The sequence below is a fragment of the Mycolicibacterium sp. Y3 genome (genome assembly GCF_051188035.1).
Taxonomy (GTDB): Bacteria; Actinomycetota; Actinomycetes; order Mycobacteriales; family Mycobacteriaceae; genus Mycobacterium; species Mycobacterium fluoranthenivorans.
The window spans coordinates 170,204-193,452 of the sequence record NZ_JAVQLT010000003.1 but is presented as its reverse complement, the minus strand read 5'-3'; the positions used below and the strand labels follow the sequence as shown (position 1 = coordinate 193,452).

The following is a 23,249-nucleotide window of genomic DNA, read 5'->3' as shown; positions in this document are numbered from 1 at the left end:
CGTGGCCAAAACCGATACCCAACAACGCAACCCAGCACTGGCCGCTATCGTCGCCGTCCCCGTGGTCCTGGGTGCGCTGTGGCTGAAATTCGCCGCGACCGCCACGTCCTGGGCTCTGCGCCAGGGCTACTTCACCACCTCCGGACCCCTGTTCACCCTCCCCGGCGCCAACCCCAACACCGCCGGACCCACCCTGCTCACCGTCACCGCCCTGGTGGCGATCGCACTCGGCATCGCGGCTGCGGTGATGATCGGGATCCGGATGGCCGCACCGGTACAACACGACCCCGACGACCGCCGCCCCGTGCCCCCGGTTGCCGCGCCGGTGCTGGCGGCCACCGCCCTGACCGGCGGCCTACTCATCCTGGCGCTCATTCCGTTCGTCCCCGACCTCATCGCCGCGGCCATCGGCATCATCGCGGCCTACGGCCTGGCCGACGTGCTCACCGAAAAACTGCGCGAACGAAGCGAACGCGCCCGCTACCTCAACGAAATCGAATGGGCCCTCTACCCCTACCTGGGCTACGACGAGCTGCCGCGCAGCCGGGTCGTGGCCATCACCGAATGGGATGAGGAAGTCGAGGGCCAACCCGACAAGCCCAAGACCGTCCTGCTGGCCTATCGCGGACGCCGCGAGGAACTCAAACCACAACTCAACCAGCGCCTCGATGATGCTGTGGGCGGGCACTTCTCGCTGTCCTTCGCCACGACCGACCAACTCATCACCGCCACACTGGCCAGTCCCAGCAGCGAGTCCGACCTGGTCCGGGGACTGCGGGAACACATCGCTTCCAAGGCGCTCTTCGACTCAGGGGCCACGGTCATCATCGACCCCGAGCACGACTACAGCGGCAACGGCGACCTGATCAGGTTCACCGTGCGCCACAAGATCGGAAGCGCTCTCGCCGGCACTGACCGTCTACGCGTGATTGCCCGCAAGATCAGCGATCTCGGACTTCCAGGCCGCTGGCGCTGCGTCCGGAACGACAACCTGAGCGGCACAGCGACATTCGAAATGCGCACGGAGCTGCCCACCCGTGTCTATCCACCGGTCAGGCCAGCCGTCACCAGCGTCGAGGAAGCCTGCCAACGCTACGAACGAGCAACCATTCCGCTCGCCGTCGACGAAGAGGGAACCCTCATCGAGTGGAACCTCAAGATCAACCCGCACATGCTGCTCATGGGGCCGACCGGCACCGGCAAGACCGCCCTCATCCACAATTCGCTCGTCAACGGAGCACGCCTGGGCTGCCAGATCTTCATCATCGACTTCAAAGGTGGTGAGTTCACTGCCTTCCGCGATTACCCCCAGGTTGTAGCAGTCATCACCGAACCGCACGAAGCCGCCGCACTGGTGGCAACCCTGCACAAGGAGATGCGCCGCCGCTACAACCTCTACAAGCGCAACAAGCGGTCACTGGCCAACGAAGTGCCCTTCATGATCATCTTCGACGAATACGCCGAGTTCCAAGAAGCCATGAAGTCCCTCTACGCCAGCACCGGCGGCAAGGGAGCCTGCCCGACGATCCAGAAGTTCTCGTCCATCCTGCGCCTGGCCCGCACCGCCCGCCTGCACTGCGTGGCCGCCCTGCAGCGCGCCGACCAGAAGTTCCTCGAAGGCGAAGCCAAGGACAACTTCACAATGAGAGTGTCTCTGGGCAAGCTCAGTTCCGTTGCGGCACAGATGATCCACAGTGACGCCAACGCCGGGAGAACCATTCCCATCGGGATCCGCGGCCGCGGCACCGCACTCAACAGCGCCGGCATCCCCACCGAAGTCCAGACCTTCTACGTCCCCGACCTCGACGACCCGGGCAGCGAGGAAGAGCAGCGGATCGTCGACGAACTGCGCCCGCCGGTCGCGCTCTACGAACGCGGCGTCATCATGCCGCCGGAAACCGACCCAATCACCGACCCAGAGGACTACGTCACCTACGAGGCGCTGCCCCTGCTCAAGGCCGCCGACTACCCACACTTCGATCCGGCCTCGCCCGACTACGACCCACCACGGTGGCTCGCGCTCGTCGACGACGGCGTCGACTCCATCTTCGGATCCGCCCCCGGCGGCCCGCGCACCGCCAGCTCCGCAGAAGACCTCGTCTCCACCTATGCCGCCACCGACCTCGACAGCCGCCGCGTGCCTCTCGCCGAGCTCGAAATCGGCGACTACCTGTGCCACCCAGAGACCGGCGGCTGGATGATCCTCGACGACGAACCGAGCCCCGGAGACACCCCAGACACGACCGTGCTGATCCTGCGCGACGTCTACTCGGGAGAACGGGAAGAAACCGAGGTGGCCAGCGATGCCCTCGTCGACGTCCGCGACCTCGCAGAAACCCACCTGGCCTCGGTATGAACCCACATATGTCATCGGCGAATCCAACCATCAAACAAACACGCCTTGACGTGCGGATAATTGCTGTCGATCGCCAATAATGGAAACATCAAGTCCAACGAAAGGACCCTCACCGGTGGCTAAGAAGAACGACTTCACCAAACGCGCCAACGACTTCCTCTCGTCGCGTCTGGGCCCGGTCCAACGCCTCGGAGAGCTGCTCGACGCCAAAGCCGAGAAGGAGGCCGAACTCAAGGATTGCGAGGCCGACATCGAAAAGGCCGTGCTGGAGTGCATCGAAGCAGGCTGGAAGCCCGCCGAACTCACCGAACTCGGTGTCCCCAGGACCGCACTGCCCCGCCGGCAACAGCGCTCGGCAACCTTGGAACCCCGCAACCCCGGTGGCGCCGCCGACAACGGCATCACCAACTCCGACAGCGGGCACGACGGCGGCAACCAGGACGGCCCCGCACCGGAGCCCTCGCCGTAGATGACGACAGGCGGCGCTACACGTGACGAGATCACGGCGATCCTCAACCAACTCCGAGGGCTCCTCGGAGAGGGCACACCAGTGACTGCGCCGCTTCCGTCGACCATCCCCGACACCATCAGCCAGCGCCTGGAGGCGCTGCCCGACGGCCTGGGTGACTTCATCGAACACCTCGTCCTGTCCCGCAAGAGCCAAGCTCAGATCAGCGCGGCACTGGCCGAGGTGGACCCTTCCCTGGTTCCCGTGGTCGACGAGTCAGCCGCGAACGTGGCGGCCGGGCGCGCCGACATCGACGCCACCACCGACCAATACGTGAGCCGCGACGACGCCTTGGCGCCGGTGGAGAACACCCCGATGGGTGCGATGGCTTCCCTGCAGAACAAGGCCGACGCACTAGCCAACGGCAGCCGCGCCGTCCGCGCCCAACTCCCACCGGCCGACATGCGCCGCGTCCTGGTCGACGCATTGGCCCAGAAGTACTACCAGCAGGCCAAGGCCGCGGCCTCCGGCATGGGTGGTGGCGGCATGGGTGGTGGCGGGATGGGCGGTGGTTCAGGCGCCGGCGGCGGACCAGGCGGAGGCGGGAAAGGCGGCGGCAACCCGCTCAGCGCTCTATCGGGCCTGTCTTCCGCGCCGGCGAGCATGCTGTCCGGTCTCACCGCCGGCAAGGGTGGCAAAGGTGAGCCGGGTGCCGTCCTGGCTGCCCGTGCCACCCCGGAGGGAGCGCTGCCCCCTGAGATCGGATCCGAGAAGGGGCTGCAACGCAACACCATCCTGATCGCTCGCGCGATCAGCGCCGCCTTCCCCGAGATCAGGGACATCGGGGGAGTGCGCGCGGACTCACTGAAGTGGCATCCCAACGGCCTGGCGATCGACGTCATGATCCCAAACCCCAGCAGCGCCGAAGGTAAGGCGCTCGGCGACCGGGTCCTAGCCTTCGCCATGCAACACGCCTCCAAATACGGTCTCAATCACGCGATTTGGCGCCAAACGATGTACACCCAAGGCGCCGCACCTCGGGGCATGGAAGACCGAGGCGGGCCGACTGCCAACCATATGGATCACGTCCACATCGCCACCGACGGCGGCGGATATCCCACCGGAGGGGAAACGTACTCGCTATGACAACCCCTCAACCGCAGACGCCCCCACTTACCCGAGTTCCCCACGGAGAGGCTGAAATCCGATGACCGACAGCGACGCCCGCAAGTTCGGAGACGCCACCACATGGCGCACCTGGGACGCCTCCCATGGTCAAGGCTGGCATACCCCGGGGTGGGCGCTGACCGACGACCCGTCCCGCTACATCAGCAAGGACGACCCCGCATGGACGGTCGTGAAGGCCAACGCTCAAACCGCATACGGCGACCCCAACATCCACTTCAATACCGACGACACCAGCTCCGAGCGGTTCCTGGTGTTCGGCGACGGGACGCGGCTGCCCAACGATGGCACCGTCGTCTACCACGACGCGGCCAGCGGCAAGAACTGGATCCAGAACACCGATGGCTCAGTCACCGTGGCAGACAAGAACTTCAAGCCGACGGGTCCCGCATTCGACCCCCTGGGCTACCGGCGCAGCGCCGACGGCAAGATGTACATGCCCGTCGATGCCCGCGGCACCCAGATCGGACCGCAGCAGGCCTTCCTGGCCCCCGGTACTCAGTTGCACGGCAACCCGGCCGACCCCAACGCCATCCTGACCCCGATCAACAAGAACGGGGACTACTACACGGTGGACCCGGCGACCGGGCGCACCGACTATTTCGACAAGAACGGCAAGCCGATCCCGGAGACCCAGTACGAGGCGGGCAAGGGAACCCCGCCGCCGAACGGTCAACCGCAGCAACCCACCCCACCGGGCGCACCCGGTCAGAAGGGACCGCTGCAAAGCACCAAGGTGGACATCCCGGACGGTATGACCACGCCGCAGTACCCCGAGTGGGCCACCGACGTCGACCCCGACGTCCCCAATCGGATGACCGGCGTCATCGCCAAGCTCTACGAACTGTTCGGCAGCGGCACACCCGCCACCAGTGATCTGCCCGAGTTTCCGTTCAGCACCGACACCGGCGACAAGTCGGGCATCGACGCCTACGACAAGGTCAAAGGCGACTTCAAGCGGATCGAATCCGAATTCGACGCGGCGGCACAGGCATTCAAGACCGCAGTGCAGAATTCGGCCAACGTCACCAAAGCCGGCCGCGACGCCATCAACAACGCCATCGGCACCTTCAACTCGACCGCCAAGACAATCGACGAGGGCGACTGGCACGGACTGCTGCAGGCAGAGTCCAAACTCCTCGACACCGTCAAGTCCGAGGTTGAGAGCGCCGCCAAGTCATCGCAGAACGTCCCGGCCAATCCATCCGGCGGCCCGGCGACCCCGATGACACCGCCGGCACCCGCAGCGGGCATGCCGCCCGGCGCAGCCGACCCCTCGTTGGCCTCCCCGCCCACCGACGACAAAAAGGATCTCAAGGACCTCCTGGGCGGCATGGGTTCACCGTTCGGCGGCATGCCGATGGGCGGCAACCCCCTGGGCGGCCTCGGTGGAATGAACCCACTCGGGGGCCTCGGCGGCGGGAACCCGATGGGCGGCGGGGGAGCCAACCCGCTCTCGCCGATCGCCGACGCGGTCAAGCCGCTGGCCAAGCTCTCCGGGGCTGACGACAAGCCCGATGACAAGAAGTCGCCGATCGCCCCACTGAACTCCGGCCCGCAGAACGGACCGCCACCCGCGTCGTCCAGCGCGGCCGGCGGCGGGACGCCCGCCGGGCCGGCCGCGGCCGCCGGAGCGCCCGGACCCGCTGGCACACCCGCTGCTCCCACGGCCACACCCGCGGGCAACGCGACCACCAAGCCGACGGTGACGCTGCCGGACGGCAAGGTGGTTGATGCGCCGAACAAGCAGGCCGCTGACGCGGCGCAGAACGCCCTCGACAAGGCGTCCCCTGGTGGCGATGCCGCGCAGAAGGCCTACAGCCCTGCCGGATTGGAGTTGCCCGGCGACGGCAAGAACCTTGGCGCCAAGGTCGACCCATCGGACATGCAGCCGGGGGACGTGCTGAAGTGGCAGGACAAGACCATGGTGGCCGTCGCGCCTGGATTGGTCGCCGACCCCAACCACCCTGGCGTCACCCACACGCTCGACGACGTCTTCAAGGACCAGAAGGGCTTCGAGGGCGTGTTCCGCCCCACCGCCACGGACCCGACCTTGTCGATGCACACCTCGGCGCCGCCCCTGACCGACCCCCAGGCGCCGCACCCCGCCGGCTCACCTCCGCCGGCGGCGCCACCATCGGCAGGTCAGCCCGCCCCGCCGCCGGCTGATCATCAGGCACCTGCCCCGCAGCCCCCGCAGCAGCAGCCGCCGGCGGCTCCGCCGACGACACCGGTGCCTGCCGAACCGCCGCCAGACAGCGTGCCGCTGTCCGGTCCGGGGCCTGCTGGCGCGCCGGCGCCCCAGCAGCCCAGTGCGACAGTGCCTCAGCCCGCGCCGCCGTCACCGTTCGAGGGTGCCGTGCCGCCTCCTGCGGCCCGATCCACCAGGCAAGAACGCATCGCGGCGGGCAAGGAATGACGCCGCCGATGACCACACTCGACGCACGGAGAACCCCATGACTACCTTCGACCTCGCGGATCTGGTCGACGTGGGACCCGGCCAGCTCGGCCCGCCCAACACCAAGGAGCTGCTGCCGGGACTGTTCATCCCCAATCCGGCCGCCAACGCGCTGCACCCGGGAGTCGTCAACGACAACAACGTGCGAATGCCGTTGTACGCCAGCGACATCAAGGTGCTTACCCCAGGTGCGCTCGGTCCCTACGGGTACATGGAGCTGGGCAGGAACACCGGGGTGTGGGTACCCAGCCCTCGGGGGAACGACTTCCGCCCCGGCTCCTACACCCCACCGGCCGGTGAGAAGCCCATCCAGATCGAGGACATCAAGTACCTCCGTCCCGGAGATCTCGGACCCCGCGGCTACATCCCCCTCGGCGACAGTGGCGTGTGGCTGCCCGGCCCGCAATCGAACCCTCTGTCCGTACACCCCTCGGGCCACACCACCGATGGCGACGCCCAGACGCCCGAGGGGGAGCCGGGTAAGGACGTGTTCGAGGTCAACTACCACCATTTGGAGGGGTTGGCGCAGGGTCATGACTCGCAGGCCGGGCAGGTGGCTCAGTGGGCTGATGCGGAGAAGGACTTCGCCGATCAGCTGCTGGCAACCCACGGCAAGGTGGCCTACGCGACGTATCTGAATGTGAAGGGCTTCAACGAGAGTCGCCAGGTCGAGGCGGGCGCGTACGCGCAGCGCAACGCAGACACTGCCCTCGGTTTGCGGGGGGCGATCGAGTCCACCCGGTCGACTGACGAGTCCTCCGCCGCGGCCTTCAAACCGACCACCAACTCAGGAAGGAGCGCGACCCTGTGACCACCCCGCAACCCACCCCGGAGCCGAACCCGCCACGCATCACCTACCCGGCTGGACCCCCCGAAGATCTCCAGCCCTTCCCGATGTATCCGGAAGTAGAACCCAACCCCGACGGCACCTTCCACACGCCGCAGTACCCGCCCTACATCCCCGAGCAACAATTCGACACGTCACAGGGCATGCCACGATCCACCCTCGACGGGATCCATGGCACCGGCGGCGATGATCCGATCCGCTGGTCTCCAAGCTTTCCCGGCGAGTTGCCGCCCTACGGGATGCACGATTACGTGCAGGACAAAAACGATCCAGATCTGTGGTGGCCCGACCATCGACCAGACGCCCCGGGGTCGACGCACCCCGCCGGCTACACAAAGTCCGCCCCCGAGGGGAAGTCGGGTAAGGACGTGTTCGAGGTCAACTACCACCATTTGGAGGGGTTGGCGCAGGGTCATGACTCGCAGGCCGGGCAGGTGGCTCAGTGGGCTGATGCGGAGAAGGACTTCGCCGATCAGCTGCTGGCAACCCACGGCAAGGTGGCCTACGCGACGTATCTGAATGTGAAGGGCTTCAACGAGAGTCGCCAGGTCGAGGCGGGCGCGTACGCGCAGCGCAACGCAGACACTGCCCTCGGTTTGCGGGGGGCGATCGAGTCCACCCGGTCGACTGACGAGTCCTCCGCCGCGGCCTTCAAACCGACCACCACCAGCATCTGACCGAAAGGATCTGAGACACGATGTCCGACAACGACGATTGGTTCACCGAACCGGGATGGCACGACTTCAACACGCCCGTGGACCCCGGCGGCGCCGCGGCCGGGCCCGGCGCCATCGGCCCCGTGCCGGCGAGCCTGGTCAGCAACGTCACCAACACCGCCGGCGGGGACCCCAACTACGACTGGCTGCACGACTTCAACGAGGGCAGCTTCGAGCCCGAACCCGTCGGACCGCCCGGCGCCGGCCCCGGGCCGGGCGTGTCCGGGGGAGTGGCGCCGGTGAGCAACACGACCGGCCCCGGGGCGCCGTTTGAGGTCAACTACGCCGAGCTGGAGAAGTTCGCCCAGGAGCACAACCTCAACGCCCAGGAACTCGCCGAGTGGGCCTCCGGCGACCCGGATTTCCCCGAGCGTTACCTGGCCACGCACGGCAAGGTGAACTTCGGCACCTACCTCAAGATCAAGGAGTTCCAAGCCAGCAAGCTGATGGCTGGTACGGCGTTCGCCGAACACAACACTCAAACCGCGACGGCGTTGTTCGCCTCCATTGCCTCCACAAAGGCCACCGAAGAAGCCAACGCCGCAGCCATCAACGCGACCAGAATGGTGTAGGAATCAACCATGTCCGTCATTCATCCCGACGTGAAAAACACGCTGCTGTACGCCGATGCGGTGTACGACCACCACATGGGATACATCGAAAAGATGAGAGGCGTTCTGGGCGAACGGCTTTCCGAAGATAAAGACATCGCCGTCAAGGTGGACATGTACGGCCAACTGGTCGACTTGTGGCTCAAGCCGGGCATTTTGGACCGCAAGACCCCTGCCGAGATCGCCAAGGAAATCACCCGACTCGTGATGACTGCCGGACAAGAGACAGCGGAGCAGATCGCCGCGCTCTATCAGGCCGCACACGACCTGCCCGACTTCGAGACCGTGATCGCCGAGCACGAAAACCACGCCGGCGCGGACCCCGAAACAGGCCCCCAGCCTCGATAGACTCACCCGTGTGAATGAGCAAGCCGCCAAGCTGACTCGGTGGCTGCTTGCTGGGAACGGGGCGCTGAAGAACGTCGCGCAGCTCCTGACCGACGCGTTCGGTCCCGCCGGTGCCGTCGCCGCGACCATCGACGCCGCGACGATCACCGCCTATCCAGCTGACCCCACCGCCGAGCCGGTGGGTCTGGAATGGACTCCAGCCCCGCAGGGGTGGTCACACCCTCTGCATTCCCAACTGCTGCCTCGCAGCACCTCAGCCCACCACCACGTGGTCGCAGGCATCACCTCCCGCAACGAAGTGCTGGTGGTCAACCTCGCAGCGGCCGCCTACCTCGGGATCGAAGGCGGCAACGCGGTCCTGATGATGCGGTCCTGGCTCATGCAGACCTTGTCGAAAACCCCGGAAGCATTCCTTGCTGTCACCGACTCCGCCCTGGCGATCGCCGGCGCCGAGCGACTGCTTCTCATCGACGACCCCGCGACCGCCCCGCATCAGGTGTCCCTGATCCTCACCACCGCCCACACCAGTGCACCTGCCGACGGCCAGGCCCATCCCATCCTGGTGTCCTCGCAGGCCGCCGGCGCCGCCAACGTCGTGTTGTGCAACGAGGCCGTCGCCGGCATCTACCTGGCCAACCGCTACTGGCCGATCTGGCGACGCATGGAGGTCGCCGACCCGCAGTGGACTCAGCTCAAGGACGTCCTGGCGCCGGCGGTCGCCGCCGGGCCCGCGGCCGCACAAGCCCTCGCCCCCGACCATCTCGAGCGTCCAGTCGCCGCAACCACCCACACAGGCCCCACGACCTCGGGTAATGACACGTCCCCCGGCCAGGCCTCCTCACCGCCAGCGGACCCCCAGCCCTCCAACGCCATGCCCGTGACCAGCGATAATGACACGTCCCCAGAGTCAGCGGGCCTCGTCGAGGAGACCCCGGCCGTCGACGCAGCGCCTGCTCCGGCCGCGACACCCGAGGCCCCCCATCTGCTGCCGACGCCCAACCCGCAACCAGCGCCCACCCACGAACCCACACCCCTACTGAGCGGCACATACGACACGTCCCGGGAGCCTGCGCCGGCCGCCGACCAGCCCCTAGGCCCGCCGCCGCTACTCACCCCTGACATCCCGACCCCTTTCGCGCAGACAGGCCACGACAGCGGCGCCGGCGCCGGCGACCTCACCCCGCTCCTTCCGGGCCGCCCCGCGGAGGAACCCACCGAACCGGGCCTCTACGTCCTCGGACAGGTGTACGCGCTCGGGCTCGACCCCGAGACCAAGGAGCCGGTCAAGCATTCCGCAGTGACCCGCCAAGGAGTCCGCAAGCCCGTCAAGGCCCTGATGGCACTGGCCACCTCCAACGGAGTCACCTCCACCGAGTGGGAAGAGAAGATTCTCCAGGTCACCCCCCAGAACCGGCGCCAGCTGCGCACGCAGATCCGCAAAATGATGGGCGGGATCGACCCCATCCGCAACGACGCCCGCGGCCTCCTCGTCGTCGACATGTTCTGCGACTGGAAGGAATTCAACCGCCTCATCGGCCACACCCCCGAAAGCGCCACCACCGAAGCGCTCACCGCCGCAGTACGACTCATCCGCGGCGCCCCCTTCGAAGACGTCCCCGACGAGGAGTACGCCTGGCGCTCGGTGCAGCTGCTCAAAGACGAACTCATCGACCGCTGCAGCACCGCCGCCGCCGAGTTGGCCCAACGCCAGCAGGCCGCCGGCGCCCACGAAGCGGCCTACCGCACCGCCCGGCTCGGCTTGAGCGTCTACGCCCAGCGTGAGGACCTCTGGCTGGTGGCCGCCAACTCCGTCACCGACGAGGAGCGCAGAGCCCTCATCTGGGACCTCAAACAGGCCATTCCCGTACCCACCCATCCCGCGCTGCGCCAGCTGCTAGCGGCAGCGCGCGCATCCTGAAGGAGAAGCCATGACATCAGCCGACTCGAACCCGCAGCAGCCCGACCGCTACGAGATCTTCAACCGCACCCGCACCATCGGCGTCTCGGCCACCGCCGGCGGCGCCGTCAACGGATTCTTCCTCCACGAAAGCGTCCGCCAGCTCAAAGAGCGCGCCCTGACCCGCGAGATCCTCGCCGTGGCCAGCGTGGCCTCCATGCGCGGACGCCTGGCCGTGCGCGAACGTATGGAAGCCGCAGCGGCCGCCAACGGCACCACTGTCCCACCCTCGGCGTACGACGTAATGCCCGACGCCCCCACCGCTGAGCAGTATGAACAGTTCAAACGCGAAACCTTGCGGTACTGACATGAAGCGCCTGCTCACCGCGCTGGCCGCCATGCTCATGGCCGCCGTCGCCGCACTGACCACCGCAAGCCCCGCCAACGCACTCGCGATCACCGCCGGCTTCATGATCACCAGCGGAGGCCGCTGGTGCACGGTTAGCTTCCCCGACCCCAAGATGCCCAACATCGTCTACACCGCCGGGCACTGCTACCACGACGGCATCACCGAGGTCAGCCTCGGCAACATTCAGATCGGCCAATTCATCCCCGAAATACACGACCCCACAACCGATCTGATCGCCATCCGGCTCTACTCGAACATCCCCAGCGAGTACAGCCTCATGTCACGCGAACCACTCCTGGACCCCTGGGTGCCCAGCAAGGGATCGACGGTCTGCAAATACGGAGCAACCACCCAAGAAACCTGCGGCACAGTACTTTCCGTCGACGACACCAAATTCGCCGTTCAAATGCCGGCCGACCACGGAGACAGCGGCGCGCCCATCTACGAACGACTCAACCCCACCAGCAAAGGCGTCCACGTCGTGGGCACCGTCATCTCCGAAGACCCCCGCCGCCCTGGCGTCATCTACTGCACCACCATCGGCGCCATCCGCAACTTCCTCTCCCAAACTTGGGGAACCGGCTGGGACATGGACTAACTTTGCTGTTGTTGTGGGCTTCTCAAGTTTAATGTCCATTTCTCAGGTGAAATGTCCAGTCGATGTCCAATTGGACATTTCGGTGAGAACTCGGGCCGCGATGGGATCACGGGCAAGCCGGTGGAGTCCGGGTCTCTCAGCTAATCTCTCACCTCATGGCTGACTACTGTGAGTGCAATCTTGTAGCTACGCAGTTGTGTGTCTCGTGCCGGAAACCAACGTGCAGAGAACCTGGGCCCCGCCATCTTGCCATCGTCAAGGACGTAGCGATGGGTCACGGGTTTGTCGTAGACGCAAAGGCTCAACCAAACCGCTGGGGTCGGGGAGACACGGTCTGCCCTACCTGTGCGCCTCACTTCGCGACTCGTGAGTTCACGGACCTGGTGCGTCCACACCAAACCTGGCAAGTGAGCAACGCCTTCGAGATGGCCTGTGTGGTCGCCTACAAGAACTCCGTGATCGTAAAGACAATGGGAAGCTCACGTGAGTCGCTACTGGACTGGGAGTTCGGCGAGTGGAAAGGCCCATACTTGAGGGGTCTTTCAGCGTCTGAGTTCGCGCGCGAGTTTGTGTCTGCGGCAGTTCGGCGTGGGAGAAAGCCAGATAGCGTTTTGAAACTCGGCATCTTGAAGAAGACCGACGCATATTTGATTGCCAACACAGACTCGGAGGGCTGGACGACGGACGTCCTCTGTGTCGCTGCTGATGGATCGACGACCTACTCGCCCCCCAAGGGGAATGAGAAATCGGCGCCTATGAATGGCGATGCTGTGCTGCAGATTCCAGCAGGTACGGCCGCTGCCCTAGGTATAAGGCCCTAACGATTCATGACCGATTACTGCGGCTGCGGGAACAAGGCCAACATGCTGTGCCGAGTTTGCAGGACCACTCCGACCTGCAATGTCGTGGCCATGGAGCACGCGGCTGTGCTCAACGTACCCATGCCTTTCGGATTCTCGTTCGACCTTCATGGGAGCCATACGGGCGCGAACGGCGTGTGCCCGGTCTGCATGCCGGGGCTTGTGCAGCGGGAGTACGAAGAACTGGTGCGCCCCGTTATCGGTGTCGAGGCGGCGTCAGTATTTGAGATGGCATGCGTCGCCGCAAGCCTGAGCGAGACGATGCCCGCAAGTGGCTGGATCCATGGCCAAGTCTTTCGGTCCGGTCGGCAGGGGCTCATTTCCTGGAAGGCGTATGACTGGCGAGGACCGCATCTGACGGGGATCTCGGTTCGGAACTTCGGCCGAGAGTTCGCGACTGCAGCTCATAATCGGCGGATGGGCCCGGGGTGGATCAAAGTGACTGCGGAAAAGGTGGACGAGACCGCCCAGCGCAGTTCTTCATTCTGGTCGAGGTCGCGCACCCCGCGCTACAGAGACGTTCACGTCTTCAAGGCGAAGGCCGATGTGCGGCATCTGGTGCCCGACGTGTTGAACCCGCAACTGTTTGTCTCAACCGACGGTTCCGGAGTGTTCTGCAGCAGCTACTCAGCTCAGTACGCATTCCCGATCCCGCTGGACTCGAAGGTGAACTTGTCGGCGGAGACTGCGACGTCACTGGCAATACCTGTCCCGTACAACTAGTTACGCGGATTGGGCGGCGGACGTAGCTTCCTCGCGCGCCGTCCGTCGCGGACGATCTCGCGGATCAGCTCTTCGATGTCGGTATCAAAGGTGAGCGTTGCTCCGGTCGCCAGGGTGTGCCGGGCGCGGCGCGATGTCAGTTTGCACCCCGAGGGAGTGGACAGAAAAGTGAGAATCCCGCGGCACTGCACCTGGCCCGCCACACCGCCTGAGCAACAGCTGACGTCGGTTCACTGCGCTCCGTCGGCGTCGACTCCAGCTGCCTCGCACCACGCCACGTAGGACTCCGGCAGCGGTAGCGGTAGCGGCACGATCACGCCGCCGGTCTGCCCGGCGTAAGTCGCAGCCTCATCCCGCTCATCGTCGGTGAAGACCTGCACCGCGGCGGGTTGGCGGGGCACACGCACCAATAACGTGAAGTCCCTGACCTCAACTTTCCCGTGTCGGCTGCGCGGGCTCTGTCGAACGTGGTGGCTGGGAACATCGCTCATGGTCACCATTGTGGCCGGGCGGTGCGACACCACTTCATTCGGCGAGCCCGGCTAAGAGCGCCGCCAGGTTGTCACCGCCGGTCATATAAGGCATCCTGCCGCCGAACGCGCCGTGCCGGAGCAACAACTACGAGGCGGCGGAGTCGAGGAAACCTGCAGTGGAGCGGGAGCGCCGCGCAGCGCCTGGGCGTACCGCGGCTCGAACCGGGGGGTCATCCTCGCTCCGGCTCAATCGATGGCCGCGGTGGGCGTGGCGCCGGTTACCGCACTGGCGATCCATCCGCGGCTTGCAGTTTGATACCAGCGGTCTCCAGGTCCGGATAGTTGCTCACCGCGCGGCGACACAGTGCCTCACCGCCGATGACTAGTCGGATATCGAGCTGTTTGCGTCGCAGGCCGGCGACGAGTTCGGCGACGAGTTCGTGCCGGAAGGCGTCACGCAGCTCTGCTGCAAGGCTAGCGGCGTGGTGAACCGTCAGAATCGAGCCCTCCGGTAGCTTCTCGACGAGTTCCCATACGTTGCTTGAGGTTTGACCGATGAATGGCCCAATGAGTTGTTCGAGGGTCACTTCAGCGTGTGGCGCTTCGGTTGACCGCGTGGCCGATAGGGCCTCGCGGTAGCCCATGCCGGTGCGGTTCTGGAGCTGGCGGGCGGCGGCCTTCTCCGCGTTGTTCTTCATATGCCGGCGATCTGTCATCGTTTAAGCCTCCTGTCGAAGTCGCGACCAACGTCCATTAGGTGCCACGCACACCCCCGCTGGCCGACCGTCGAACACGGAAGGAAACTGTCGCATCGCCCGAGGGGCGTTGCCCTAGTGAATACCCTCGGCGTGGTCGAGGAGGTCTAGGGAGCCGCTGCGAAAGCAGGCTGTTCAAGAGCTTAACCCGCGCCAGTGCACCTCCGGGAAGTAACGCGTGAAGGTAGCCGGGCATCGGCGGAAAGGAAGCCGCCAGCTGCAGCCGGTGCATCGCGCAGTGCCTTGGCATACCGGGGTTCGAATCGAGGGGTCATCTTCACCCCGGCCCAATAGCTGGACCCGGTGTGCGCGGCGCCGATGACTGCGCCGGCGATGCTGGCGATGGAATCGGAGTCGCCGTTGCTGGTCGCCGCCCACGCGAGCGCCTCGCGCCCGTTCAGGGGAGCGCGGCGGCGCCCGGGTGCGGTGGCCATGTCGGCCACCAGCAGTCCGAGTGCGGTCGCCGTGCCCGACTCCCAGCCCTCGCCGATCCCCACGCAGGGGTCGCCGTACTCCGCTGGCGTCAGAGTGGCGAGCTCCTGCTTGACGGCGTAGGCGTCCAGGAGCGCATCGAGCAGGACGTCCTTGACGCCGGCGGCCAGCAGTCCGGGAACGTCTGAGGTCATCGGTGAAAGGACCTGCAGCAGGTAATCGTCACGCAGCCAGGGGCTTTCACCCGTAATGATCGACATTGCAGCGCTGATGGCGTGTTCGAGAAAGTGCCCGCGCACTGTGGTCGCCGAGCGGATGGCGTTACTGAGCACCAGGGCGGAGGCGATCGCTCGCGGATGCTTGTGGGTCAGCACGGCCTGCAATGCGGTGATGCCCCGCCACACCGGCTCCGGGCATAGGGCCGCAGGCGCGAGCCGCATCACTGCCCCGCAGCCCGGCCGGGCCAGCGCGCCGGCGCCTTCGTACCAGTGCGCGCCGCGCCGCAGGCGTGACAGGGATCCCATGCAGGTGGTTCCTGGCGCGCGGGTGTTGTCGCGGTCGACCTGCCATTCGAGGAAGCGGTCGGTGATGGCCTTGGTCACGGCGTCGATGTCGTCGAGCTGGCCGGCGACGTCGACGAGGGCGTCGTGCAGGGCGAGCGTCATCTGGGTGTCGTCGGAGATCCGCCAGATCTTCTTGGGTGCCGGCACCGGGTAGGCGGGCATGTGGGCGTACTTGCGGAATTCGACCTGGTAGCCCCACGCGTCGCCGGCGGCCAACCCGATCAGGGCGTTGCGGTAGCGAGCCTTGGTAGCGGTTCGTGTCGTCATGGTGCACCTACCTTCCGTATGTCCATCACTATACACCAAACAGTATATCGGTATACATACGGTTGGGCCTGACTTGTAGGTGACGGGGACGACGCACACATCGAGGCGGAAAAAGGTCGGTCCAGCAGCGACGGAAAACGGGGTCCCCGCCGGTACTTCAAGAAGTAGGAACGCACACCAGCTCTCCTTTGCCGGGCTGGCGCTATTTCGATAGCGGTCCCCGCGTCCCACGCAGGAGGAGGTACTTCATCGTGTGCCGTGCTACGACCGACCCAGGAGGGCCACGTCGCTGCTCCGGGGACACCCGCGTCGCCTACAGTCACTCAGCCCACGCCGTCGAGGTCCTGGAAGAAGTCGAGTCCGTCCTGATGGCAGCCCTGGCCGATGCGGGCCACCCTGTGCCGGCACCGGCGGCCGCCGACGCGACACCACCCGATTTCGCGCCGGCACCCGCACCGGTGTCCAAGAAGGTCAGCTTCGCCGACAAGACGACCCGCATCGAGGACATCCGCCGTGAGATCGACGACGCGATCGCCAACCTCAACACCGGCGAGCAGTGGCAGGACTGGCTGCATTACGCCAGTCAGTTCCACCACTACTCGCTGCAGAACCAGCTGCTGGTGCGCATGCAGCGCCCGGATGCGACCTTCGTCGCCGGCCTGAAGAAGGTGTGGAACAAGAAGTTCAACCGCGAACTGATCGCCGGCTCGAAGGCGATTTGGATCCGCGCACCCCAGATCAAGAAGCGCAAGAAAGACGACGGCACCGAAGAAGACGTCATGACCGGCTGGCTGAGCGTCCCGGTCTACGACGTCTCCGACACCACCGGCCCACCGCTGCCGCAGCGACCCGAGGTGCCCTACACCCGAGAAACCGGTGTCGCACCACCTGAGATGCACACCGATCTCGAGAACCAGATCACCGCCCACGGCTACACCGTCGAACGGGTCGAGCTACCCGAGGACGGTCCCGAGGGCTACACCCAGGACAAGCCCACCAAGAAGGTCGTCGTCAGCACCCGCTACTCCGACGCCCACCAAGCCATGGTGCTCGCCCACGAATTGGCGCACATCGAGATGGGTCACATGGAACGCCACCACGACTACCACAACGGCCCCGGTGGTCAGCGCCCCACGATGGAGGTCGAGGCCGAAAGCGTCGCCTACGTCATCGGCCGCCACTACGGCCTCACCCCCGGAGGCAGCGCATTCGCCTACATCGACGGCTGGGCCAAGGGGGACCCGAAGAAGGTGCAGCAGACCGCCGATCGCGTCAACAAGGCCTGCAAGTCCATCATCGGCGCACTCCCACAGGCCACCCCGGCCGTCATGAAGTAGAAGGGCAACACCAGTGAGCAACCCCGATCACCCCGCCCCCGTCGAGATCGAGATCGAAGACCCAGACACCGGTGAACTGCACACCTTCACCGGGAACACCGAAGCAGCCGCCACCGCGGCCGCCGAGCAGTTCTTCGGCGTCGACGAAGCCCAGGAGCGAGACAATGACTGACACCATGACCCAGGAACCGACCCGCGAAGAACTCCTGCGCGAACTCAACAAGGTGCAGGCCAAGCTGGACAAAGCCCGCCGCCGCCGCGACGCCGACGCGATCGCCTACGCCTCCACCCCCGACGGCGCCGCCGAAACGTTCCGCCGCTTCGAGCTCACCCGCGACGAGCACGAACGCAAGGCCCTCAAGACCATCTACCTATCCGGACTGGCCATGGCCGTCGAGGAGTACGAAGAGCGACTCTCCCGCGGCAACGCCGGCGACACCGACGGCCCCCTGGCCGTCATCCCCGTCGGCTCCTTCCGCGACCCCCTGTCCAAGGCGCTCGTCGAACAACGCGTCATGGCCACCTTCCGCAACAGCCCGGCATCGGCAGACACCAACACCGTCACCATCACGCTGCTGCGGCTCATGCCCGACCTACAGACCCGCAAGCGGCTTCGCCTGGACGCCACCGCCGAGCTCGGCGTCCTAACCGACGACCTGGCCGACGTCATCGCCACCGCATGGGCAGACCCGGCCACCCAGAAGCGTCTGCGCGGCTTCCTCGACGATGCCGCCGAACCCATCGACGCAGCGATCCAGCAGCGGACCCCCCGATGAGTACCGACCTCGTCTTCCAAGAAGCCGGTGTCATCGAAACCCGCCAAGAACGCGCCCTGCGCCGAGCCCAGCTGCTACACAACGCCTTTCAGACGGCGTTCGAGGTCCTCGCCGAGATCTACCGCGACGAGGACTGGCGCTACATCAACGACGGCGCCGGCCGCCCCTACACCGGCTTCACCGCCTTCGTCCAAGACCAACTCGGATGCGCAGCCTCCAACGCCCGCCGCTACCAGCAGGGCATCGTCGGCCTGATCCTGCCCCTGCAGGAACTCACCGCCCCCGGAACCCGCATCCCGGTCACCTCCTCCGACGTCGCCCGCCTCGGTGTCACCGGCGCCCGCGTCGTCATCGAAGAAGCCCCTGGGGCACTGGAGGGACTCACCGACCCCGACGCCCAAACCGACGCTCTGCGCGACCTCATCGACACCGTCACCCAGCGCTCCACCGCTCCCGGCTTCGGCCCCCTGCACGAATCGCTATCCCCGCCGGCATCCCCACTGGGCGCCCTGGTCCCCGCGGAGATCCCCGACGACGTCGACGACGACGCACCGCCGTTCGACGTCACCAACCCGGGCGACCAGGAATCCGCATCCAGCGCCCCGCCATGGCGCGACGACAACAGCGCCGCTACCAGCACAGATGACACGTCCCCGACAGTGGGCGGCGCCGCGGCGGCCGCCCCGGCCGCCCCAGCCGGCATTCCCACCGAAAAGGCTGGGACCAGCGACGATGACACGTCCCCTCCGTCCGGCGCCACAGCGCAGGTCCTGCAGGATCTGGAGGCGGCGATCACCGCAGTCCTGGCCGCCGGCGATCCCACGACGCTCGCCGAGCAACTCTCCGATGGCCGAGGCGCCCACCTCGCCCCCAAATGTCTGGCGTCCGGCCAACGACTCGTACGCCTGGGCCAGCTCCTGCTTAGCCTCACTTAGAGGTGATCTCGGTCCCCATCCCGCGGACCGGTACCGACGCCACCAGTGACGCAGGGAGAGAGCCATGGCGAGGATCGCCCTCGACGAGTTCGTACATTCCCTCGACCCCGACCTGCCCACCATCGGCATGTTCGCGCCGTCGCTGCACCTGGAAACCGCCGACACCGTGTACGGCAGCTCCGCCACGGTGCTCTGGCGCGCCGACATCGTGATGACCCACCTCGAATCCCGGCTCGGGGACCCCGACGTCGTCATCGGCCGCCTGCACTTCATGATGGTCCGCACCGGCGTCGACGGCCTGGCCCAGGAGCTGCTCAACGGCGAGCAGTACCACAACCTGCGCACCGACCGGTTCGCCCCACTCTTCGACGATCACCGCATTGGACCCGAACTGGCACAACAGTTCTCCGACTGCGTAGAAGTCGTCATGCTGCCGCTGTGGCTCAACATCGACCCCGCACTGCAAGGCCACCGACTCGGCGCATGGGCACTATGTCAGTGCTTGACTTCCTCCCCACGGCTGAAGCCGGGGGATTCCAACCCTGTTCATGCTGCGGGTGCAGCGCTGGGTTGGAGCAGTAATTCCTCGCGGGTTCCTGCTAGTTCCTGCTTCGGTGACCGCGCTCGGCCCGCAGGCCTTGGCTGGTCTTCACAGGCGGTGACCGCAAGCCCTGCGGCCAGAATGTTCTTAGCGGCGTTGACATCCGCGTGCTCATGATGCGTGCAGTGGGTGCACCGGAATACCGCTTGGTTCTCACGGGATTTCGGGTCCACATGCGCACACGCTGAGCAGCGTTGCGATGTGTAGGCCGCCGGCACCTTTTCCACGGTGGTCCCGGTGTAGCGGGCCGCCGAGGCTAGTGCCAACGCGAACTGATGCCATCCTTTGGCCAGGATGGCGCGGTTGAGCCCGGACTTGGCTCTGACGTTGCGCGCGGGCGAGTCGAGGGTTCCTTTCGCTGATTTGGTCATCTGCTTGGTTTTGAGGGCTTCGAGCACCACCACCGCGTTGGCGGCCGCGAGCTGATGAGCGGTCTGAGCGGCGAAGTCCAGGCGCCGCCGGCGCTCGCGGGCCCGCACCGCTGCCAACGCGGCGCGGGTCTTGTCCCGATTCGCAGAGCGTCTCGCGCACCGCGACAGCTTGCGTTGCAATGCCACCGCCCGGCGGCGTTCCCCGACAGTCATAAACGCCCTGTCGATCAGCTCCCCGTGGCTGGTTGCGATCGCCACCGCGACACCACGGTCCACTCCCACTGCGCTGCCCGGCGAGGCATGGGTCGCGGGAGTCTGCTGGCCGTCGTCGACGAGCACCGAGATGAACCAATGCCGGCCCTGCCTGGTGAGGGTCGCTGAGCGGATGGTCTCACCGGTCAGAGGTCTGCTCATCCGCAGTTTCACCCACCCGAGTTTGGGCAGTTTGATCCGGCCGTGGCGGCGGTTGAGCTTCTCCACCGTCATTTTGTTGCCCTCGGGAAACCGGAACGACGGTGACCAGCGACGACTCGATCGCCACCGAACCTGCCACGTGCCATGCTCGCGGCACGCCCGGTCCAGGTCCATCAACGTCTGCTGCAGGCAGTGCCCGGGAACGTCTTTGAGCCAGGGATGCTCGGTCTTGGCTTCGGCCAACTCCTTGGCCTGGGGCTGGTAGTTCATCCAGGCGCCGCGGCGGCGGTACTCGCGGCGCTGCTCCAAACCGATGTTCCACACCACCCGGCATACTGCCCCGATCCGCTCGGCGAACTCGGCCTGCTCACCGGTGAACTCGACCCGAAACCGCCGCCCCGTCAACATGACTCAGCGTTCTTTCTGCGACTCGACATAACGCTTGATCACCGACAAGGGCGCGCCGCCGACAGTGGCCACGAAATACGAGTTCGTCCACAGAGACGGCAACCGCGATTTCAGCCACGGAAACTCCTCACGCAACACCCGCGACGAGCGGCCTTTGATGGCCTTCACCAGCTTGTGCACCCCGTACTGTGGATCCACCTCCACCAACAGGTGCACGTGATCAGGCATGGTCTCCATCTCGATCAACCAGGCCCCCTTCTCGGTGATCACCTCGGCGATGATCTCTTTGAGCCGCTCCTCCATACGGCCCCCGATCACCCGGCGCCGATACTTCGGACACCACACCACGTGATACGCACACTGAAACGCGAAATTCGCGTTCGCCCGCAACGTAACACCCACAGCCGACAACAGTAGACAGGTCACACCTACCTAACCGTTCGACACGCTAGCCAAAGGAACAGTGACCCTGTTAAGTGCGGAATTGACGCGCTCACCCCCAGGGTTAAAACCCGGGGTCCGCCGCGCTACCTACTTCCCGATCGAGGTGCCGCTGGACCCGCTGCGGCAGCGGATCCGCGACGGCGGCGACTTCCTCTGACCCACACCACCTCGGCCAGGTGTAGGAAAAGCCGCGCAATATTGCCGACCCGCCCCACGCCGACGACGCCGGTGGGGACGTGCCATCTTTCAAGGTGAACCGCTAGTTCGGTGTCCAGGATCGGCGATCGGGATCCCACGTGCCCGATGAAATCCGGCCATCGAGGACCGCGCCGACGAACCGGTCGGCCTCAGCCAGCGCAGCATCAGCGTCGCGCAGCTCGGCCGGCAAGCCAGCATCAGCCACTCGGGCTGGATAGCTGCGCCGCCACTGCTCAGAGGGCAGCGCTAGGGGAGTGGGCACCACGACCCCGCGGCGCTGCTCCTGCTGGCGCACCGCACCCCTCAACTCCTCGGCGTCGACCCGCGCGCACCGCGACAGGATCACGATGTCGGCCAGGTCATGCGAACGCGTCGACGGGGACGCACCACTGCTGCCATGCACCTCATACATCGCGGCGACCTTGTCGGCCAGGTGCGAGGCCACCGCATACGTGCGCACCCTCGACATCGGCCGCACATCATCGATCGGTACCACCGGATCAGGAACCAACGTGTCCGGCTCGAACGGAAACGCCCGTCCCGCAGCGACATCCAACTTCGCCACCGCGAACCGCGACCCACCCAGCATGTAGGTGATCTTCCCGGTGAACGCACCAGGACCACTACCGGGACTCACCGCCACCACGAACTCGCCGTGCTCCCCAGCCCGCCGGCTCGCCGCCGCAGTCAGCGCCTCCGTCAAGTCCTCCACCCCGCGGGTCACCGCCAGATCCAGATCCGCGGTCGCCCGCGCCTCCGTCGTCCGAAACTGCAGAGCCGTCCCGCCAGTCACCAACCACGACTCCGGATCACGATCGAACAATCGAGACACGAACTGCTGCAACGCAAACCGCCGCGCAACCTCAGCAGAATCGCTGCCGCCGCGCCGCGCGATATCGCGGATCCGCGCATTGAGCGCCGCCCGGAACGCCCCCTCCGAACCGTAGGTACGGCGCGCATCGAGCATCTCCTCGATCTCACGCTGGCGCTGCTCCAGCGCGGCAACCCGATCGTGGGACTCCTGCGCCCGCGCCCGCATGTCGGCCGAGCATCGCTTCGGCCCACCGGGCTGATTGCTGGCCTTGCACATGCTCCCGGGCTATACCGGTAGCCGCAACGCACGCCCCGCGTCCACCAGGAACCGCCGCGCCAACCCCACCCCGTCGGACTCACCCCACCGATGCGCGAACGGATCCAGGCGAGCACCCACCTCGTCGAGGGTCAACAAGCCCTCATCAAGAACGTCGGCGATCACCGTCCCCTGATGAGCACCATCGAGATCGTCACGGGCCAGGTCGGCGATGATCCGCCCCGGAGTGGACACCGGAAGACCCTTCACCACGTCCCAGTCGACGCCACGCGCACCGATATCGCGGCGATAGGCGTGCACCCGCACCGAGCGGGCGTGGATGCGGCGCGGCCCAGTCAAGTACAAGCCCCGGGCCACAATCGTGCCCAACTCCTGGATGACCGCCGCGCTGTCGTGACTGATGACGCAATCCGGATCAGCCCGCCGCTGCTCGATGTCCGCCTCCGGACGCAAGGCCAACCACTGCGCAGCCCAATCCTCGAACGCGAACATCGCCGCAGACTCCGCGGTGAACCCATACACACCGCGGTGGGCCCGAAACAGCTCCCCGGAGCCGATCCGGCTGGTTAGCTCGTAGGCGGCTACGCCAAGCTGGCGGGCCTGAGCCGCGGTGAACAGGCCGAACTGGCCGGCAGCCACCGCACGCAGCCGGCCCCACACCTGCCCGTCGGCCATGCAGCGATAGTAGCAACGCGGGGACGTGCGATTGGCCCAGCTCAACAGGTGTCG

General features: G+C 66.1%; 25 protein-coding genes. 17 read left to right on the top strand and 8 right to left on the bottom strand.

The window, feature by feature from the left end; all coding sequences use genetic code 11:
* The first annotated feature begins 1 nt into the window (after position 1).
* From QN239_RS33380 to QN239_RS33320, 13 genes are all read left to right on the top strand, one after another.
* On the top strand, positions 2 to 2,356 hold the full coding sequence (locus tag QN239_RS33380) for an FtsK/SpoIIIE domain-containing protein (protein WP_499017611.1): 2,355 nt from the start codon (positions 2 to 4) through the stop codon (positions 2,354 to 2,356).
* 115 nt (positions 2,357 to 2,471) lie between these two features.
* On the top strand, positions 2,472 to 2,825 hold the full coding sequence (locus QN239_RS33375; protein ID WP_499017609.1) for a hypothetical protein: 354 nt from the start codon (positions 2,472 to 2,474) through the stop codon (positions 2,823 to 2,825).
* A gap of 81 nt (positions 2,826 to 2,906) precedes the next feature.
* Positions 2,907 to 3,950, top strand: a complete 1,044-nt coding sequence (locus tag QN239_RS33370; protein ID WP_499017607.1) for a VldE C-terminal domain-containing protein — start codon at positions 2,907 to 2,909, stop codon at positions 3,948 to 3,950.
* 61 nt (positions 3,951 to 4,011) lie between these two features.
* Complete coding sequence (locus QN239_RS33365; protein ID WP_499017605.1) at positions 4,012 to 6,408, top strand: hypothetical protein; 2,397 nt, start codon at positions 4,012 to 4,014, stop codon at positions 6,406 to 6,408.
* A 37-nt stretch (positions 6,409 to 6,445) separates the two neighbouring features.
* A complete protein-coding gene (locus tag QN239_RS33360; protein WP_499017603.1) occupies positions 6,446 to 7,258 on the top strand; it encodes a hypothetical protein in 813 nt (270 codons plus the stop codon).
* Positions 7,255 to 7,971, top strand: coding sequence for a hypothetical protein (locus QN239_RS33355; RefSeq protein WP_499017602.1), 717 nt, complete (start codon positions 7,255 to 7,257; stop codon positions 7,969 to 7,971). The genes QN239_RS33360 and QN239_RS33355 overlap by 4 nt, the downstream gene beginning before the upstream one ends.
* A gap of 20 nt (positions 7,972 to 7,991) precedes the next feature.
* Complete coding sequence (locus QN239_RS33350) at positions 7,992 to 8,582, top strand: type VII secretion target (RefSeq protein WP_499017600.1); 591 nt, start codon at positions 7,992 to 7,994, stop codon at positions 8,580 to 8,582.
* A gap of 9 nt (positions 8,583 to 8,591) precedes the next feature.
* Entirely contained in the window at positions 8,592 to 8,969 is a 378-nt protein-coding gene (locus QN239_RS33345; protein WP_499017598.1) for a hypothetical protein, read from the top strand.
* A gap of 10 nt (positions 8,970 to 8,979) precedes the next feature.
* A complete protein-coding gene (locus tag QN239_RS33340) occupies positions 8,980 to 10,887 on the top strand; it encodes an AfsR/SARP family transcriptional regulator (RefSeq protein WP_499017597.1) in 1,908 nt (635 codons plus the stop codon).
* A 10-nt stretch (positions 10,888 to 10,897) separates the two neighbouring features.
* Complete coding sequence (locus QN239_RS33335; RefSeq protein WP_499017596.1) at positions 10,898 to 11,233, top strand: hypothetical protein; 336 nt, start codon at positions 10,898 to 10,900, stop codon at positions 11,231 to 11,233.
* Position 11,234: 1 nt separating this feature from the next.
* Positions 11,235 to 11,873, top strand: a complete 639-nt coding sequence (locus QN239_RS33330) for a chymotrypsin family serine protease (protein ID WP_499017594.1) — start codon at positions 11,235 to 11,237, stop codon at positions 11,871 to 11,873.
* A 407-nt stretch (positions 11,874 to 12,280) separates the two neighbouring features.
* Complete coding sequence (locus tag QN239_RS33325) at positions 12,281 to 12,694, top strand: hypothetical protein (RefSeq protein WP_499017593.1); 414 nt, start codon at positions 12,281 to 12,283, stop codon at positions 12,692 to 12,694.
* A 6-nt stretch (positions 12,695 to 12,700) separates the two neighbouring features.
* Positions 12,701 to 13,456 carry a hypothetical protein gene (locus QN239_RS33320; protein ID WP_499017591.1) on the top strand — a complete coding sequence of 252 codons (756 nt, stop codon included), beginning with the start codon at positions 12,701 to 12,703 and terminating at the stop codon, positions 13,454 to 13,456.
* 230 nt (positions 13,457 to 13,686) lie between these two features.
* On the opposite strand, the gene QN239_RS33315 is transcribed toward QN239_RS33320, so the two are convergent.
* From QN239_RS33315 to QN239_RS33305, 3 genes are all read right to left on the bottom strand, one after another.
* Positions 13,687 to 13,947, bottom strand: a complete 261-nt coding sequence (locus QN239_RS33315; protein ID WP_499017590.1) for a hypothetical protein — start codon at positions 13,945 to 13,947, stop codon at positions 13,687 to 13,689.
* A 260-nt stretch (positions 13,948 to 14,207) separates the two neighbouring features.
* The gene (locus tag QN239_RS33310; protein ID WP_499017588.1) at positions 14,208 to 14,645 is read right to left on the bottom strand and encodes a hypothetical protein; all 438 of its coding nucleotides are present in this window, start codon (positions 14,643 to 14,645) and stop codon (positions 14,208 to 14,210) included.
* 182 nt (positions 14,646 to 14,827) lie between these two features.
* The gene (locus tag QN239_RS33305) at positions 14,828 to 15,946 is read right to left on the bottom strand and encodes an ADP-ribosylglycohydrolase family protein (protein ID WP_499017587.1); all 1,119 of its coding nucleotides are present in this window, start codon (positions 15,944 to 15,946) and stop codon (positions 14,828 to 14,830) included.
* Positions 15,947 to 16,197: 251 nt separating this feature from the next.
* Between QN239_RS33305 and QN239_RS33300 the strand changes: the two genes are divergently transcribed.
* From QN239_RS33300 to QN239_RS33285, 4 genes are read left to right on the top strand one after another with little or no spacing between them, the layout of a single operon-like run.
* A complete protein-coding gene (locus QN239_RS33300; RefSeq protein WP_499017585.1) occupies positions 16,198 to 17,283 on the top strand; it encodes an ImmA/IrrE family metallo-endopeptidase in 1,086 nt (361 codons plus the stop codon).
* A 13-nt stretch (positions 17,284 to 17,296) separates the two neighbouring features.
* Positions 17,297 to 17,455 (top strand): hypothetical protein, encoded by a 159-nt coding sequence (locus QN239_RS33295; RefSeq protein ID WP_499017584.1) that lies wholly within the window; start codon positions 17,297 to 17,299, stop codon positions 17,453 to 17,455.
* Positions 17,448 to 18,059: a hypothetical protein gene (locus QN239_RS33290; RefSeq protein WP_499017583.1), complete on the top strand. Its 612-nt coding sequence runs from the start codon at positions 17,448 to 17,450 to the stop codon at positions 18,057 to 18,059. Before QN239_RS33295 ends, QN239_RS33290 begins: the two co-directional genes overlap by 8 nt.
* On the top strand, positions 18,056 to 18,994 hold the full coding sequence (locus tag QN239_RS33285) for a hypothetical protein (protein ID WP_499017582.1): 939 nt from the start codon (positions 18,056 to 18,058) through the stop codon (positions 18,992 to 18,994). The genes QN239_RS33290 and QN239_RS33285 overlap by 4 nt, the downstream gene beginning before the upstream one ends.
* Here the strand turns inward: QN239_RS33285 and QN239_RS33280 are convergent.
* The 5 genes from QN239_RS33280 to QN239_RS33260 all read right to left on the bottom strand — a co-directional run bounded on the left by QN239_RS33280 (position 18,987) and on the right by QN239_RS33260 (position 23,195).
* Positions 18,987 to 19,466, bottom strand: a complete 480-nt coding sequence (locus QN239_RS33280) for a hypothetical protein (protein ID WP_499017581.1) — start codon at positions 19,464 to 19,466, stop codon at positions 18,987 to 18,989. The genes QN239_RS33285 and QN239_RS33280 overlap by 8 nt on opposite strands.
* Before the next feature lie 74 nt (positions 19,467 to 19,540).
* Positions 19,541 to 20,788, bottom strand: coding sequence for an RNA-guided endonuclease InsQ/TnpB family protein (locus QN239_RS33275; protein WP_499017529.1), 1,248 nt, complete (start codon positions 20,786 to 20,788; stop codon positions 19,541 to 19,543).
* 3 nt (positions 20,789 to 20,791) lie between these two features.
* Positions 20,792 to 21,190: an IS200/IS605 family transposase gene (tnpA, locus tag QN239_RS33270; RefSeq protein WP_499017531.1), complete on the bottom strand. Its 399-nt coding sequence runs from the start codon at positions 21,188 to 21,190 to the stop codon at positions 20,792 to 20,794.
* Between the two features lie 301 nt (positions 21,191 to 21,491).
* Positions 21,492 to 22,520: a nucleotidyl transferase AbiEii/AbiGii toxin family protein gene (locus QN239_RS33265; protein WP_499017579.1), complete on the bottom strand. Its 1,029-nt coding sequence runs from the start codon at positions 22,518 to 22,520 to the stop codon at positions 21,492 to 21,494.
* A gap of 9 nt (positions 22,521 to 22,529) precedes the next feature.
* The gene (locus QN239_RS33260; RefSeq protein WP_499017578.1) at positions 22,530 to 23,195 is read right to left on the bottom strand and encodes a type IV toxin-antitoxin system AbiEi family antitoxin domain-containing protein; all 666 of its coding nucleotides are present in this window, start codon (positions 23,193 to 23,195) and stop codon (positions 22,530 to 22,532) included.
* Positions 23,196 to 23,249: the final 54 nt, after the last annotated feature.

What these genes read in the sequence shown, in the direction of transcription:
- QN239_RS33365 (WP_499017605.1), top strand. Translation starts at nt 4,012, where the DNA reads ATGACCGACAGCGACGCCCGCAAGTTCGGAGACGCCACCACATGGCGC.
- QN239_RS33360 (WP_499017603.1), top strand. Translation starts at nt 6,446, where the DNA reads ATGACTACCTTCGACCTCGCGGATCTGGTCGACGTGGGACCCGGCCAG.
- QN239_RS33350 (WP_499017600.1), top strand. Translation starts at nt 7,992, where the DNA reads ATGTCCGACAACGACGATTGGTTCACCGAACCGGGATGGCACGACTTC.
- QN239_RS33345 (WP_499017598.1), top strand. Translation starts at nt 8,592, where the DNA reads ATGTCCGTCATTCATCCCGACGTGAAAAACACGCTGCTGTACGCCGAT.
- QN239_RS33335 (WP_499017596.1), top strand. Translation starts at nt 10,898, where the DNA reads ATGACATCAGCCGACTCGAACCCGCAGCAGCCCGACCGCTACGAGATC.
- QN239_RS33330 (WP_499017594.1), top strand. Translation starts at nt 11,235, where the DNA reads ATGAAGCGCCTGCTCACCGCGCTGGCCGCCATGCTCATGGCCGCCGTC.
- QN239_RS33320 (WP_499017591.1), top strand. Translation starts at nt 12,701, where the DNA reads ATGACCGATTACTGCGGCTGCGGGAACAAGGCCAACATGCTGTGCCGA.
- QN239_RS33315 (WP_499017590.1), bottom strand. Translation starts at nt 13,947, where the DNA reads ATGAGCGATGTTCCCAGCCACCACGTTCGACAGAGCCCGCGCAGCCGA.
- QN239_RS33310 (WP_499017588.1), bottom strand. Translation starts at nt 14,645, where the DNA reads ATGACAGATCGCCGGCATATGAAGAACAACGCGGAGAAGGCCGCCGCC.
- QN239_RS33305 (WP_499017587.1), bottom strand. Translation starts at nt 15,946, where the DNA reads ATGACGACACGAACCGCTACCAAGGCTCGCTACCGCAACGCCCTGATC.
- QN239_RS33290 (WP_499017583.1), top strand. Translation starts at nt 17,448, where the DNA reads ATGACTGACACCATGACCCAGGAACCGACCCGCGAAGAACTCCTGCGC.
- QN239_RS33285 (WP_499017582.1), top strand. Translation starts at nt 18,056, where the DNA reads ATGAGTACCGACCTCGTCTTCCAAGAAGCCGGTGTCATCGAAACCCGC.
- QN239_RS33275 (WP_499017529.1), bottom strand. Translation starts at nt 20,788, where the DNA reads ATGTTGACGGGGCGGCGGTTTCGGGTCGAGTTCACCGGTGAGCAGGCC.
- QN239_RS33265 (WP_499017579.1), bottom strand. Translation starts at nt 22,520, where the DNA reads ATGTGCAAGGCCAGCAATCAGCCCGGTGGGCCGAAGCGATGCTCGGCC.
- QN239_RS33260 (WP_499017578.1), bottom strand. Translation starts at nt 23,195, where the DNA reads ATGGCCGACGGGCAGGTGTGGGGCCGGCTGCGTGCGGTGGCTGCCGGC.